The organism is Desulfobacter hydrogenophilus, assembly GCF_004319545.1.
GTDB lineage: Bacteria > Desulfobacterota > Desulfobacteria > Desulfobacterales > Desulfobacteraceae > Desulfobacter > Desulfobacter hydrogenophilus.
In genome coordinates this window covers 1,658,427-1,674,942 of sequence record NZ_CP036313.1, presented here as the reverse complement: position 1 = coordinate 1,674,942, position 16,516 = coordinate 1,658,427, and the positions used below count along the sequence as shown (strand labels likewise).

General features: G+C 52.1%; 6 protein-coding genes. 2 read left to right on the top strand and 4 right to left on the bottom strand.

Annotated features, from left to right (window positions below; translation table 11 throughout):
* Nucleotides 1–103: 103 nt before the first annotated feature.
* Nucleotides 104–9,652 (top strand): Tc toxin subunit A-related protein, encoded by a 9,549-nt coding sequence (locus EYB58_RS07130; RefSeq protein WP_111953706.1) that lies wholly within the window; start codon nucleotides 104–106, stop codon nucleotides 9,650–9,652.
* 132 nt (nucleotides 9,653–9,784) lie between these two features.
* On the opposite strand, the gene EYB58_RS07125 is transcribed toward EYB58_RS07130, so the two are convergent.
* From EYB58_RS07125 to EYB58_RS07110, 4 genes are all read right to left on the bottom strand, one after another.
* Complete coding sequence (locus EYB58_RS07125; protein ID WP_242637587.1) at nucleotides 9,785–10,450, bottom strand: MBL fold metallo-hydrolase; 666 nt, start codon at nucleotides 10,448–10,450, stop codon at nucleotides 9,785–9,787.
* Between the two features lie 56 nt (nucleotides 10,451–10,506).
* Nucleotides 10,507–11,310, bottom strand: a complete 804-nt coding sequence (locus EYB58_RS07120; RefSeq protein WP_111953710.1) for a mechanosensitive ion channel domain-containing protein — start codon at nucleotides 11,308–11,310, stop codon at nucleotides 10,507–10,509.
* 33 nt (nucleotides 11,311–11,343) lie between these two features.
* Nucleotides 11,344–12,525 (bottom strand): hypothetical protein, encoded by a 1,182-nt coding sequence (locus EYB58_RS07115; RefSeq protein WP_111953712.1) that lies wholly within the window; start codon nucleotides 12,523–12,525, stop codon nucleotides 11,344–11,346.
* Nucleotides 12,526–12,589: 64 nt separating this feature from the next.
* Nucleotides 12,590–13,435: an ion transporter gene (locus tag EYB58_RS07110; protein WP_207309140.1), complete on the bottom strand. Its 846-nt coding sequence runs from the start codon at nucleotides 13,433–13,435 to the stop codon at nucleotides 12,590–12,592.
* Nucleotides 13,436–13,785: 350 nt separating this feature from the next.
* Between EYB58_RS07110 and EYB58_RS07105 the strand changes: the two genes are divergently transcribed.
* Nucleotides 13,786–16,503, top strand: a complete 2,718-nt coding sequence (locus EYB58_RS07105) for a molybdopterin-dependent aldehyde oxidoreductase (protein ID WP_111953714.1) — start codon at nucleotides 13,786–13,788, stop codon at nucleotides 16,501–16,503.
* The last annotated feature ends 13 nt before the right edge of the window (nucleotides 16,504–16,516 follow it).

Below are 16,516 nucleotides of genomic sequence, written 5' to 3'. Positions count from 1 at the left end.
CGAAATTGAGTTTTTAATGCAGTAAAAACAATGTGTTAATGTATAAAAACAGTATCGAGTCATATGACCGGCACTATAGGCTGAAACACTAAAGGATAAGACCATGCCATCAATAACCGGAACCGTTTTTATATCCGACGCTAACGCCGCACCTGAAACAGATGTTATTTTGCGGGCCTGCGACATTGAGCTATTCAATAAACAGCTTTTGGGAGAAGTCACTCTCCAAGCGCCGTTTAGAAATACAAGTCAGACCTTCCAAATTCGCTATTCCAGCCGACGGTATCAGTCTGAAGAGGGGGCAAATATCCAAGTGCAGGCCAGTACGTTGGATGGCTTGCTGGCTGGAGAAACGCAGATCCTTTTCAACGCGCCGGATGAGGTCTCCAATATCCGGATAGAGTTACACCCGGTTGAAAATCCAGCATCAGAATATGAGCGCCTGGTGGCAAGCCTGAAGCCGCTAATGGAAGGCGTCGCCCCAGCAGAGCTTACCTCCGATCAGATCGTCTTTCTTGCCCGTGATGCTGAGGCGCAACGCTCCCGAATCTTTGCCTGGAACGAGGCGGCGATCCTCAGCCGCGACACCGACCTGCCTGTCGAAGCCGGTTATGGGTGGTTCCGACGGTTGGGCAATCCACATACATTGGCAGGCCTGTTGGCTCAGGAACCCAGTGCATTGAGAGATCTCCTGCTCAGGTCCATCGGCCGCAATATCATTCCCGATATCACCGATCAAATCGATACCATTTTGGCTGATCTCGAAAGACTCCGCCCGCGTGTTGTGTTCGGCACTCTTACATTCGACTCTTCCATCGTTACACCGATTGAAAGCAACATCGTTGTGCAGGCTTACGACAGAGATCTCCGCAGCGAGGAACTGCTCGGTGAGGACCGTGTTGCGGGACCATTTGGTCAACCGGGTTCAACCGCATTCGGGAGGTACCGCATTGAGTATCTCGAAGCACAGTACCAGCGCAGCGAAGGATACACGGCTGATATTGTGGTACGTGCTCATACCGAAGATGGGCGCTTTGGGGCGGAGTCCGCCACGTTCTTTAATGCCGGCCAGGAGCAGCGTATTGATCTTGCGCTGGGGGTGATAGAAGACTCGACACCAACGGAGCGCGCGTTATCTGAGCTGGAAGACCTTCAAGAGCGTCTTGATCCTTTGCGGGAAAATGTTGCCTACCGGGACTTCACTGATGAGGACTTGGTGTTCCTGGTGCAAGAGGTCGTGAGCCAGCCTGATAGTCGTGTTGAACGCGTAACGGTGGAGGCGCGTCTGGGCTTTCTGCGAACGGCGGCACAGTTTGAGGACATCACCGCCATTCCCCTGGCCGCATTCTACGGCTGGTTTCGGCAGACTCTCCCCACCGATTTAGACGCCTTGCTTGATACCTCGGTTGCCCGCCTGCAACGAGCGCTGGAAACAGCTATTCGCGAGAACATTATTCCCGATATCTCAGCTCAGATCCCCGAAATTCTTGACGCTATTCGTTCCGCTCGCCTTGAGCAGGGCCGTTTGATCAACCATCGTTTTGTCATTCAATTGATAAACAGTGAAAACAACCGGCCCCTGGCCAATATCCAGGCTGACGTGATTGATCTTGATACCGAGCCGGACGATCAAAATAGCGAGCGCATGGATGCCGATGGCCAAGGAGTGCTTGTACTCAATTTTGTTCTGCCGGGCGATGCTCCGGCGGCGTCTGCCCGCCGCCTGCAACTTACCTTGCGGGATGAAGATCAAGTCTTGGCTAGGGTAGAGGTTGCGGCGGTAGCGGATCAGACGGAAGTCGTACAGATCTCCGTCACCATTGAGCCAACGGCCGAAGAGCAACGATCCATTGACGAGATTGTTGACCCCGTTCTGGCCGCCCGCCTCAATGATCTTGGGATTACCTCCGTTGCCGGGCTATTAGACCACCCTGAACTGATTGATGAAGAAGATGATGAACTGGTTAGGGTTAGGGATCACGCCAAGATTGCGGTTCTTAATCCCGATCTGACCGAAGATCAGCAGCGTTATGTGCTTGATAATGGTCTGGCCAGTCCGCAGGCCGTTGCCAAGATCGGACGAGCCGAATTCGTGAGCCGCTATAGCGAGGGGTTAGGCGGTGACGCAGCAGCCTATACTTTTTATAAAGCCAACCAGGATCTGGTGAAAGTCATGCATCACCAAATTGCCGGTAACTGGCTGGAAGTGGTGACTTCACCTGGCGACGATGACGAACCGTCAGACATACCCGGCGGCGTCAGCGAGATCATCGAGGCCCAGACCAACAACTGCGGCTGTGAGGATTGCACCTCCGCCGTCAGTCCCGCTGCCTACCTGGCCTACCTGCTTGATTGGATGCTGACCCACATTAAATATCAGGGCGCAACCGTCGCGTTCGCTGACTTTGTAAACGAATTTCACCAGCCTTTTGCTGGGCTCCCCACCCACTGTGACGCCGTCACCCGGGAGGTCCGCCAGGTTCGCCTGGTTGTCGAAAGCCTGTGGCGTTATATCGACAGGCTGAACGAGACCGATTTGCAGATGCCGACACCGTTCTGCATTGCTTATCGCCGACGACGCAACCAACTTTACAAAATGATTGTGGCTAACCTGGGTGTCAGCTTTGGGCAGCTTCGCCGGGCCACTCTCCCCATTGAAGGAAAAGGGTTAACGGCTGAGCAGGTAGCTGACCAGCGCACTGCCGTTGCCAACATTCTTGGCGTTGATGAATCTGTCGTGCCGGAATTGTTTTTTAATGTGGATGACCCCGATATCAATCCCACAGAGGAACTCCTGGAAGCAACATTTGGCTATGAAAATACTCGGAAACAAGATCGCTTTGCGACGCGATCGCGTCCAAGGCTAATCTCTTGGCAGCGAGAAAAATTAGAAAGCCAGTGGCAAATTCAAGACTGGGCAGCCGATGACTACAGCAGCACCAATAGACTTCCCTATATCGATCCCGCTCTGATCGACGAAACCTATCTGCGTAAGCCCCTTGACACCAACCCGGCCTTTTCCTTACTGACAGAGCGTCAAACCCTGTTGGCTAATCACCGGCAGGGGATGGTGGAATCGACATCAACCGATTTGGCTGGGTTAGAGGCCCTACTGGAAAGTGAACTTTCCCAGTCCATTGACCAACTCCAGGCATGGTTCAATGCGCTGCAAGGTGAGGGTGATGAGAGTGCCGTGGCGGACGCCCCTGAAGCGGTGGACGCGCTCCACCTCACCCCGGCGGGTTTCTCTCATCTGATGGCAACGCGCTCGACGCTTGCCAATGACACACCATTGGGAGACACCGCGGATGAAATTCAAGCGGTCTGGAATTCAGTCTTTGATATTCTTTCCCGTGCCCATCGTCATCAGCAATTTGCTGTCTGGGTAGAACAGGAAAATGACGGTGGAATTGTATTCGGCCCGAAGCTCTTTTGGCCCTCTGTCGAACCTCCGGCAATCAATCCCTGGCTCGCCGGAGAAAGAGAACAGGCCGCATGGCTGGCTGCTTTAGATCATCGCAACCTGCCTCCCATCATTGACCCCGACCAAATCCCCCAAGCATGGGTACTGACGCTCCGTGTGGTCAAGGATATTCAAGCCAGCGAAGAAGAACAGAATGCTGATAACAGTTTTACAGCAGGGATTGGTCGCCTTGCTGTTGAAACTTCCCTGGATGCCTTTGAGTTATGGGAGCGACGACGGTCGTTCGTGGACGAACGGATCAATGATTTACACACTGTCCGCCAAGGCGCGGCTACCCCCTTGGACGCATTGGGCGGGATGCTCACCGCCAGCAAGACAGGACTCATTTTAGAGACTTTGGTGGCGCTGCGAGAGCAGGAAGCTGCGGGACAGGATATTGCACCGCGTTTGGCCCAGCTCAACATAGAACGATCGGCCTATCGCTTTCTCACGGAGGTCCACATCCTGGCAGAAGCAGATACCTTGATCCCGGCAGACATATGGGAGGGCGTTGAGGCCATTTTGGTGCAGGTGGAAAAGCAGCGCGCGTTCGCCGAATGGCGCAACCAGGAACAGGAGGCCCAAGTATCTCTCCATCCCAACCATTTCCAGATTTTGTCGCCTCCCGACAAGGTTGCAGACAACGTTCGCTCTGAGTGGCTGCACACCCCCCGCACGCTCAACCGCTGGGTCGCCACTTTGGAAGCCCGCAAAGATCAGTTCGAGGCGTTGGAAACAGCCCTGACGAATGCCGTCAGCGCCGCCGAATCTCAGATGTTGACGCAGCTGCGTGACCTGTTGATATCCGATAGCGCTGCCCCTGGCGAAAGCCTGCAAGAAAAAGCAGAATGGCTCGATAAACGCCTGCTCATGGATATGTTCATGGACGGCTGCCACATGACGACCCGCGTCAGCCAGGCTATCGAAACCCTGCAACGCCTGGTTCGTGGTGTTTATAACCAGGAGCATGATGGCACATTGCTCGATGGTTTTGCCCTGGATGCGGTCGAGGACTATGAAACCGAGTGGCCCGTGATGGGTACCTATGCCACTTGGAAAGCTTATCTGCTGGCCTATCTGTTTCCAGAGAATTTGTTGCATTTGAGTCCACCAGCCAGACAATCTCATGGGCTTAACAAATTGTACAAAGCGCTTCCAGGCCGCATCAATGAACAGCAAGCTTGCGAACTGGCCACAGAATACAGTTCATATTTTTACGATATATGTAACTTGGAAGTCCAAGCGACATGCCAACTTGAATCGGTTTATATAAAACCAGATAAGTGTGATCCGACTTCAACGTTATACGACTCATTTACGCATATCTTTGCACGTTCCTCTGTCTCAGGGATGGTCTACTGGGCTTATCGTCTCTCAAATGACTATCCGTCGGATAATATTTCTACATGGATTCCTCTAGGTAAACTGGGCGAAGTAGATTTTATCTTGGGGGCAGCGCCACACGAAACTCCGAGTGGTCAAAAATTGTTATTGCTATTTGCTGGCACGACTACAGACATCTTGATGAGGAAGTTTGATGTAAGTGAAGGCCGTTGGCTCAGTGTTACCAAGCTTGACTGGCCGCAGGGTTACGAGGTTGGAATCAATGCCGGCACAATTATTCAGAAACGACAAATGAATGATGAGATTGATTCGATCTATCGCTTCCCTACTTTAGTGAGTGTCACCGTTAACAATAATTCTACATTTATCCAATACTTGAGTCACGGAGCAGATTCATGGCGAGATGATGAATGGGCACCGCTATATGGTCCCTCTCTCTTTGATGATATAAATGACATTAATTCGCTTATTCAAATCGACAACAGCAGGTACGCTATCTTAGCGTATATAAAAAATGGCTTGCACTACCAAGTCCAAGATGTAGAAAACCACATCACCGATCACTATGAATGGAGAAAAACGAATACTGGCCTTCCCCGTGGCGGTGTTACTGCTCCGACTGAGCAAAATACAATTTACTGCTTCACTCGCAAACGTAATTTCAGCGCAACAGTAGATGACTCGACTGAATACCAAAAAATCACCTTCGCGACACCAGAGTCTGACACTATTTCATTTGATGATATTGAAGATTTCAATGACTGGCTTGTTTCCCATACCGGTGTCAGTATAGATGATGAGAGTCTGTATGAATTCAACCACTACGTACCTGACTTCTTTATTCCTAACGATGTAGAAGTTTTTCCTGGGATTCACCCCGAAGGGTGGAATCCCTTCTCAAAAGAGGATATCAGTACTTATCTTACAAGTTGGCATGGCGACCCTTACTACACAGGTTCTCTACTTGGCCTCATTACAAGAGATGTCTCTGACTTCAGTCCCGGAAAATTCTACCTTGAAGAGGCAGAGTTTGACGATGACTTGCCCACAGATCGATACTTTTATTTATTTCAACAGAAATTCTACGGGGTAGAAAATTTCATCGACTGGCTTGGAAATTTAGAGAACGTTAGTTACTCTCATCCTACGCTAGGCTGGTGGAAATTTGTAAACGATAGAATGAAAATTCTATCAATCAAGGGCCTCTCCCTTGCTCAGATCGTAAAGCAGTTATTGATTAATAAATTGCATGAAGAGTACTCTATTTTTGCTCCACCGGACTCTCAATCGAAACCAGTTCAATTCTACAAAAGTCAGTCAGGTAGCGATCAACTTTCTTCAAGGCGAGAACTTTCGAGTCGAGACTTGACACTGCAACAAAATACTTTTTATGCCAACAGCGAGATAGTTTTTTCTGCTCAAGAAAAGCGAAAAGAGTACAACTTTCCAATTCAGGGGCTTTTTAAGTTCTCTGATGGCAGTTTAAGTATTCGGAAAAGACGAAGAATCGCGCCTTATGGCGGCGGCTCCTTTAATCTATTGCCAGAAAGAGAGATTGAAGCACTACAACGCAAACGCTTGGATATCAAGGTTATCTATCGTCCGCTTCGCAATGCACCTGCTTCAGTTCAAAGCTATTTGCATGAGGCATATTTGCATGTGCCTGTAGCGCTCGGATATATGCTTCAAAAAAGCGGAAACTATGAACAGGCATTGATTTGGTATCGCCAAGTATATGATTACTTACAAAGTAGCGGTCGACGAAAGATATATCACTATCTGAAAATTGAGCAACAGTTACCACTTGATTTTGAGCAAGTGGATGAATATCTTGATGATTCCACTAGTCCTCATGTCATTGCCAGAACTCGCAAAAACACCTACACCCGCCATATTTTATTGCTGATCATCCGCTGCTTGATCGACTATGCGGATGCGCTCTTCGCGCGGGACAATGTGACCGATAATGCCCGCGCTCGTGAGTTATACACCCAGGCTCTGAAGTTTTTAGATTTTAAGGTGCTAAAGCCAAAAGAATCTGCTTGTGAAAATATTCTGAGAGAGCTGGAGGTAGCGATTGATGGAGCCGGTCAGTTACCCCTGCAACAATTTGAATCCGTGATCGCTGAAATTCCCGATCCTGATCGCCTGAGAACCACAGGCGATAATCTGAGAGCGATTGGCTGGGACACGAATAGCGATGTGGATTCCCGCATAGACGCCATGCGTGCGGCGATAAGCTCAGGGCTGTCATCGGTTCGCGCTGAGGCCGCAGAGCTACCACCCGCTAAATTATTATCAACCCTAGTTGAACAAGACAAACTCCAGGTCTATGCTGCATTGGAAACACAATATCTGGCAAACAGTACGCCACGTTCCCAGTTCCGCAAAACCAACCAACAACGTAAACAAACTCAGCTCTCAGCCCTTGCAAGCATTACAGATACGTCGCAAGACAGCATTCCGTGGTTACGGCAGGCTCGCCCCGCTGAAAAGACTGATGACAAGTTGAGCTTGGCAGTCCTCGAGCCAGAGGTTGTTTCCCGGCTGACCGTGTTAGATCAGATCCGCCAAGCTGCGCCACTGCAAAGCTTGGTTGTCCAGCAATTCAGAAGCTTTGCCATCAATACCGGGGTATCCTTTAGTTTTTGCATTCCGCAAAACCCCGTCATTTCCGCCTTGCGTCGCCGAGCCGAAAACAACCTGACCAAGCTACGCACCTGTCGCAATATCGCAGGCTTCCTGCGTCAAATTGATCCTTACGGCGCCCCCATTACCATCGGCAGTGGCATGGTATCGGCTGACGGCAGCATTTTCAGCGGAGTTGTCGACGCACCGCCTACGCCCTACCGCTATGCGGCCTTAATCGCACGCGCAAAAGAGTTGGTAACGATTGCTCAGCAAATCGAAGGTGGATACCAATCAGCGCTTGAGGCCGCTGAGCGCGAAGCACTATCCGTAATGCAAGCAGAGCAGAATGTCGAGATAGCAGGTGCCCGCGTTGTACTGCAGGATCTGAGAGTCAATCAGGCCAATAGCCAGTTGGGATTAGCCAATCTTCAAAAAGGCAGTGCTGAACTACGTGTCGATACCTTCCAAAGCTGGATTGATGCAGGCCCCAATAGGCATGAAAACAATTTGTTAATGGCCTATAGAGAAGCGGGTGAAGCGCAGGAGTCCGCTGCGATCGCTCGTGCAACTGGGCAGGCACTTAGTGCCGCAGTACAAGCAATACCAGATAAGTTTGGAGCAAATCTTCATCCAGGACAATATGTAAAAGCAGGTCTATTAGCTGGTGTAGCAGCTTCGGCAATTGCTGAAGGGAACTACAATGTACAGGCCATTCAAGCCCAAGCCAAAGCTCAAACTAGTTCTGCGTTTGCCAGTTTTGAGCGGCGTCAGAATGAATGGCAACTCCAACAAGGCTTAGCCGCGCAAGACATCCTTATCGGAGATCAGCAGATACAACTGGCCCGGGACGGCATCGCCATCACCCAACAAGAACGGGCCATTGCCGGACTCGAACAAACCCACGCCGCCAGTATTCTACAATTTCTCCTCAGCAAAACCTTTACGGAGGAAATGTACCGCTGGATTGCCAGTGTCCTCGAAGATGTCTATCGATACTTTCTCCAGGAGGCCGCTTCTATTGCCCACCTCGCCGAGCGGCAGATTGCCTTTGAACGCCAGCAGGGTGCGCTCAAATTCATTCAATCCGGTTACTGGAACGTCCCACTTGATGATTCCAGCCAGAGCGATAATACAGACCGTCTCGGCATTACCGGTTCGGCGCGCCTGCTCAAAGACATTTATCAGCTCGATCAATACGCTTTTGAAACACGACAACGCAAAGAAGTGCTTTCTGTCACAATTGACCTGGCCGAATATTTCCCTTTCGAATTTCAGCAATTTAGAGAAACCGGTATCATGGTCTTCAGCACACCGCAAAGCCTGATCGATCAACAGTTCCCCGGCAACTATCTTTGCCTTGTGCAACAGGTTTCAGTTTCAGTGGTTGCGCTTATTTCGCCGACATATGGTATCCGCGGAGTTTTAACTTCTGCGGGCATTTCAAAAACTGTTGTGGGTGGAGACACCTTCCAGACAGTTACTTTACGCCATCTGCCAGAACGTCTTGCGCTTACCAGCCCGGTAACTTCTTCCGGGCAGGTGCTAGAATTACAGCCCGACGCCCAAGGTTTGCAAAATCCGTTTGAGGGTATGGGATTTGCCAGTCAATGGGAGTTGAAAATGCCGAAGGCAAATAACGTATTCGACTACAACACCATTGCGACAGTACTGTTTACAATAGACTTCACAGCCCTCCACAGCTACGACTACGAGCAACAAGTTATCGAACAGCTTGATCGTAGTGTCAGCGCCAATCGCACCTTTCGTTTCCGTTATGAGTTTGCTGATGCGTGGTATGATCTGAACAATCCCGATCGAACCGATACGCCGATGCGTGTTCGCTTTGAAACGCGCCATGAGGATTTTCCTCCCAACATGGATGGATTGCGTATTCAACATATTCTTCTCTATTTTATACGAAAAGACGGGGAGACCTTTGAAGTGCCGGTACACCAATTGCTGTTTATGGAGACGGGAACCCAGGGCAGCGTTGGCGGCAGTGCTCAGACAGTGGATGGCGTTATTAGCACGCGCCGGGGAAACAGCACCAGTTGGCTGCCTATGATCGGCAAATCTCCATTCGGCGAGTGGGAATTGGCTTTTGCAGATGCACAAGCTGATGTTTTACGTATAAGAGACCTGTTCACGGAAGAGTTGATTGAAGATATATTGTTTATCATTACTTATGAAGGGACTAAACCAGCGCATCCGTAATCCTGAAAATAGATTATTATAATGGACCCAGAATTTGAACCGGCTTCTATCACTTCATGTGCAGCTTAGCAACAGGTTCAAATTCTGGGGTCCATTATACCACCCTCCAAGGAGGAAGAGGCTGTTTCCTCCTCATTCATCCAGAATGAAATCGGTGATATAGATATTGGTCCTCATTTCCTGTTCTATGGTCGACCAGGAAGGATCACCGGTATGGTGATGACCCGGAAGGATCACTGTTTTTTTATCAAGCGGCAGTATTTTAACCCTGATGGAGTCGATCAGGCAAGGGAGGTCTCCGCCTGGCAGATCCGTCCGTCCAGCCTCTCCCACAAAGATGGCATCCCCCGTAAAAAGATGGTCCTCGCACAGCAGACAGGCCGAACCGGGCGTATGTCCGGGGGTATGGATAACGGCCAGTTCACAAGAACCGAAGGCAACGGTATCGCCATCATTCATCCTGATATCTGCCGGATAGGGCGGCGGCAGGCCAACCGATTGTTTCGTTTTTGCCCTTACTTCCGGATCTTTAAAAAAATCATCATCCGCCTCGTGCAGGCAATAGGGTATCCTGGCTATTTCCTTGAATGCATCCATGGAAAACAATTGATCCGCATGTCCATGGGTTAACAGGATTTTATCTGGGATAATATCGTTTTCCCGCATAAAATCGGCTATGTCTTCAATCCTTCCGCCCGGATCAATAATGACTGCTTTCCGGGATTTTTTGCAGACCAGAAAATAGGTATTGAGGTTATAGGGTCCTGTGATCCGTCGGAGCATCTGTATGTGGTGCACTGTTTTTATTGTCCTTTGCGTTGCTTTAGTCTGATATATATTCCCTATACAGATATTTATATTTTAAGACCTGGATTTTCGTTTCCCGGCGCCCCATAAGTAGGAAAACGCACCCCCAGCGCCATCAGGGCCTGCTTTCCCCTCAGGGTCAGGTCCGTTGTAAACCGGAATTGATCCCCGGGGTCCACCGGATATGCCTTGACCCTGTATTCCGTGGCCCAGGGCCCTTCCGATGCAATGATGGTCACCGGCTTTAACACCTGGAGATAGACGCTGGTCATGGCCGTATCCTCCAGGGCCTGGATTACCTGCCTGGGGTCGTGCTCTGGGTGGAGGTAAAAGTTGGCAGCACACTGGAGGTGCCGGCTGCCGTCGTTGGCATTGAAGATATTTTCCCCCCAGAGCTTCAGGTGGGGGATCACCACCATCGTATCGTCAGGGGTGAGGATCTCAAAGGATCGCATTCCGATGGATTTGACCTCTCCGTAAACCCCTTCCACAGAGACCCAGTCCCCGAGCCGGTAGGGCAATTCATAGAGCGTGACGATTCCGGCGATGAGGCTGCCGACATAGTCTTTGAAAGCAAACCCCAGGGCCAGACCCAGGGCCCCCAGCAGAGCAAAGATATTTTCCGCCGTTGGATCCACGACAATGGGGATGATCATCCACGGGGCGACCAGGATGATGACAAGACGGATCAGCGGCACCGTGGCCAGGGCATAGAGCCGCTGCCGGCCGGAGAGCCGGTCCGCTATCCACGGAATCGTTCTTTGACTGAGTCCGATCAGCACCAGGGCGAGGCCGGCCACCAAAGCTCCCCTGATAAGGGCTTCCTGGTTTATCTGCTGGAATAGTTCCATGGGTTAGTCCTCCTTTAATTATCAAACAAGCTCTTAGAATTGGTCAGTCAGATAGCCTTCCCCGTTGAGGTAGGCCCTCACGGATGGATACCAGCGGGCCGATATCTTCAATTCCCCCTGGTGGGTCTGCACAATTCCGGCGTCAGTCAGCGCCAGAAGTGTCCGGCCTGTCTGAGTGGCGGAAAAGGGAAGCAGGTCGGCGGCAAGGTCCCGGGGCAGCCCGTTATGAAGCAGCAGGCTGTGCATGAGGAGCGGGGCTGCCGGTCCCAGGTCCGAAGGGACCACAAGCGACGGCATCTTTTCCCAGGGCTCCACCCAGATGGTGATCCCGTCGTCGGGCTCTGTTTCAGATGCCTGGTCACCGGCGGTCTGATCCGGTTCCCGTTTCAGAGCCCGCCGCCAGATCTCAAGGGCAATGCCCGGGATACCGAAACTGCGGGCTGCCAGCTGATTGATAAAGGCGCTTGCCTTGGCATCGTCATCTGCAGGTAGAACGATTTTTCCGTTGTCTGCCTGGCGGAAGCGTATCTGTTGACCGCATCCCTTATCTGCCCTCTGGCCCAGCCATCTGCCCAGGGCGTGATCGTCAAAGGCCTGGGCTACCACCGCTTCTGGAAACGAGACCGGAAGCACCCGTCGCAAATAGGACAGGGCCCAGGAGTCGCATCCGACAACCCCGAGGCCCGCAGCCTTTGAATTGATCCTGTCCAGGAGTTTGCGGACCAGGGTTAGTCCACGAACATGGCGCAGATAGGTCTTACCCAGGTCGGGGAGCACCCAGGGGATATTTGCGGATTTTGTCCAGTCCAGCCAGGCCAGATCCTGGGTGAGAATTTGTCGCGGATCCGGCGCTGGAATCAGCCGCCATCCCAGGGATTTGGCCAGACGGGACAGGATCTGGGTAGTGCCGCTGCCGGGCAGGCCGACCACCATCATGACAGACGGGGCCTCCGCCGATCCGGTTTTATTTTTTACCGCGATTTCAAGCGTTCGGACAGCCCCGGACCAATGCGAGGATGGCGCAACTTTTTCAACCGCAGAAGGTGGCAGGTATTCCAGATCCTGGGCAGGCTGATGAACCGGGGTGTCCTGCTGCTGAAACCGCTGCCAAATTCCCTTTATCCCGCTTTTTATGGTGCGGGAGATGGTGGCCTGGGGAGCGGCATAATCTGCCAGGGGGACGTATTCCCACAGATTTTGTTCTTTCTGGTTCACTTCATTTCCTTATGTCAAATTCCGGTACGTGTTCGTCCGGCACCGCCATCGGACCGATCAAGCCTTATTTGTTGCTTGAAGGATTCAGCCGCTCTGAACAGAATTTGCAGAATACCGCGTCCGGATCATGGCCATGGGCCATGCAGGCCGGGCAGGCCTGGGTGGAGATTTTTTTCCGGGTGGCGTGGCTCAGCTCCGCCGTGACAATGCCCGTGGGCACGGCAATAATGGCATAGCCCAGGATCATGATCACCGAGGCCAGGCCCTGGCCCAGGTTAGTCTTGGGGGAAATGTCTCCGTATCCCACGGTGGTCATGGTTACAATGGCCCAGTAAATACTCCTGGGAATACTGGTAAAGCCATTTTTTTTCCCCTCGATGAGGTACATAAGGGAACCGAAGATCACCACCAGGGTGACAATGGTCAAAAGAAAGATGACGACCTTGCGGCGGCTGGCCAGAAGTGCCCGTATAAGGATAGTGGCTTCTCCCACATAAGAGGCCAGTTTCAGCACCCTGAAGACCCGGAGCACCCTGAGAATACGGATCACCAGCATGTACTGGCTTCCCGGCAGGACCAGGCTCACATAGGTGGGCAGCACTGCCAGAAGGTCCACAAGCCCCAGAAAACTAAAGGCATAACGCAAAGGCTTTGTCACACAGAAGAGACGCAGCAGGTACTCCAGGGTAAACAGGAGGGTAAATCCCCATTCAATCCCGTACAAAAGGGGTCCGTAGCTGACTTTTATCGTGGCCACACTGTCCAGCATCACCACCAGGACGCTGGACAGAATGGAGAGAATGAGAATGAGATCAAACCATTTACCGGCCCGGGTATCGGCTTCAAAAATAATCTCGTGGAGCCGGTGCCGGATTCTGTGGAGCCTATCTTGGGATTTGATTTCTGACACGGTCTGTTCTCCTTGCTGCAACCCCTTCGCCCGGGGGCCGGCGTCAAAAATTTATTTTTCAGTCATACGCCACAATTTAATTTAAAGCAATATTTACGATTTTGGGGTTTTTCAACCATTTTCACCCTGACCCCAATTCCTGGCCCCATTTCGATGAGAGCCGCCCCTGCTCGAAAGTTATTTTAAGTCAATATCTGTCATAGAAATCATTAATTAATTATAAACTTGACTAATTATTTCTATAAACATACAAAATAAAACAAAAAAGGAGCCTTCCTCCTCCCGGTCCAAACGCACTACGCTTCCTTCTTAAGGCTCAATTTTTGATAAAAACAGACAAGGAGATTTAAATGATCGGTAAAAAATTGATGGTAAACGGTATTCCGAGAACCGTTTTTGTGAATGAGGATGACACGCTTTCGACGGTGCTCCGGAACTGCCTCTCCCTCACCGGGGTCAAAGTGGGCTGCGACCAGGGCCAGTGCGGCGCTTGCAACGTTATTCTGAATTCTAAACTGGTGCGTTCCTGCATTACCAAAATGAAACGGGTTCCGGATGATTCCCAGATCACCACCATCGAAGGCATCGGCACCCCGGACAACCTCCACCCCATCCAGGCGGCATGGATTGCCCACGGCGGCGCCCAGTGCGGTTTCTGCACCCCGGGATTCATCGTCTCCTCCAAGGCCTTGCTGGATACCATTCCGGATCCCACCCGCGAGGATATCCGGGATTGGTTCCAGAAACACAAAAACGCCTGCCGCTGCACCGGATACAAGCAACTGGTGGATTCCGTTATGGACGCCGCCAAGGTGCTTAACGGCAAAATGACCATGGATGACCTCCTGTTTAAGATTCCCGAAGACGGACGGATCTGGGGCACCAAATATCCCCGTCCCACCGCCGTTGCCAAGGTCACCGGCACCCTGGATTACGGTGCGGATCTGGGCATAAAGATGCCCGAAGAAACCTTGAGACTGGCGCTGGTGCAGGCCAAGGTCTCCCATGCCAATATCAAATCCATTGACACCTCCGAAGCCGAAAAGATGCCCGGTGTCTACAAGGTTGTTACCCATAAAGACGTCCAGGGCAAAAACCGGATTTCCGGCCTGATCACCTTTCCCACCAATAAAGGCGACGGCTGGGACCGGCCCATCCTCTGTGATGAAAAGGTATTCCAGTACGGCGACGCCATTGCCATTGTCTGCGCCGACACCGAGAAAAACGCCAAGGCCGCTGCCGACAAGGTAAAAGTGGACCTGGAACTGCTGCCCGAATACATGAGCGCCCCGGCCGCCATGGCCGAAGATGCCATGCAGATTCATCCGGGCACCCCCAATGTTTACTATATTCAGAAAGTCAAAAAAGGCGAGGACACCGCTCCCATCTTTGAGTCCGCTGATGTCACCATTGAAGATGATTTCTACACGAGCCGCCAGCCCCATATGCCCATTGAGCCGGACGTGGGTTTTGCCTTCCAGGGCGAAGACGGTGCCCTGACCATCCATTCCAAATCCATCGGTATTCATCTCCATCTGGCCATGATCGCCCCGGGTCTGGGCATTGCGCCGGAAAAACTCACCCTGGTCCAGAATCCCACCGGCGGCACATTTGGCTATAAATTTTCCCCCACCATGGAAGCCCTGGTGGGGGTCGCAGCCATGGCCACGGGTAAACCCGTATTCCTCAACTATGACTGGCAGCAACAGCAGACATATACGGGCAAACGCTCCCCCTTCTTGACAAATCTGCGCCTGGCCGCCGACAAGGACGGCACCCTCAAGGCCATGGAATCGGACTGGAGCGTTGACCACGGTCCCTATTCTGAATTCGGCGATCTGCTGACCCTGCGCGGGGCCCAGTTTGCCGGTGCCGGTTACAATATCCCCAATATCCGGGGCGAAGGCCGGACCGTTTGCACCAACCACGCCTGGGGCTCTGCATTCCGGGGCTACGGCGCACCGGAAATAGAATTTCCTTCTGAAGTTCTCATGGACATGCTGGCGGAAAAACTGGGTATGGACCCCTTTGATCTGCGATATAAAAACGTATATCGGGAAGGGGCCACCACACCCACAGGCCAAACCCCGGATTCCTGGAGCCTGCCGGAAATGTTTGACATACTCAAACCCAAATATGAGGCCGCCAAAGCCCAAGCCGCCAAAAAATCCACCGACACCGAAAAGTGCGGTGTTGGCATCGCTGTGGGCGTATACGGCTGCGGCCTTGACGGTCCGGACACCTCCGAGGCTCATGCAGAGCTCAACGAAGACAACACCATCACCGTATTCAATTCCTGGGAAGATCACGGACAGGGCGCTGACATGGGCACTTTGGGCACAGCCCACGAAGCCCTGCGGCCCATGGGCATTGCCCCGGATCAGATCAAGCTGGTCATGAACGATACCTCCAAAACCCCCAACTCCGGCCCTGCCGGGGGTTCCCGTTCCCAGGTCGTCACCGGACAGGCCACCAAAGCCGCCTGCGAGCTGCTCATGGGCGGTATGAAAAAGAGCGACGGCACCTACCGGACCTACGAGGAAATGAAGGCTGAAAACATTCCCGTGAAATACACCGGTGCCTGGACTGCGCCTGCCAAAGACTGTGATGAAAACGGCCAGGGCAGCCCCTTTGCCGTATACATGTACGGCCTGTTCATGACTGAGGTCTGCGTTGAGATTGCCACGGGCAAAACCAAGGTGACCAAAATAACTGCAGTGGCGGATGTGGGCAAGATCAACAACAAACTGGTGGTGGACGGCCAGATGTACGGCGGTCTGGCCCAGGGTGTTGGCTTCGCCCTGACCGAAGATTACGAAGACATCAAGAAGCATTCCACCATGATGGGTGCAGGCTTCCCCTATATCAAGGATATCCCCGACGAGATGGAGCTTATCTATGTGCAAGCCCCCAGGGAACATGGTCCTTTCGGGGCTGCCGGCGTGGGCGAACTGCCCCTGACCGCTCCCCATGCCGCTATTATTAACGGCATCTATAATGCCTGCGGTGCGCGGGTTAAACGGTTGCCGGCTACACCGGACAAGGTTCTGGCTGAACTGAAAGGCTAATAGCTAAAAATAC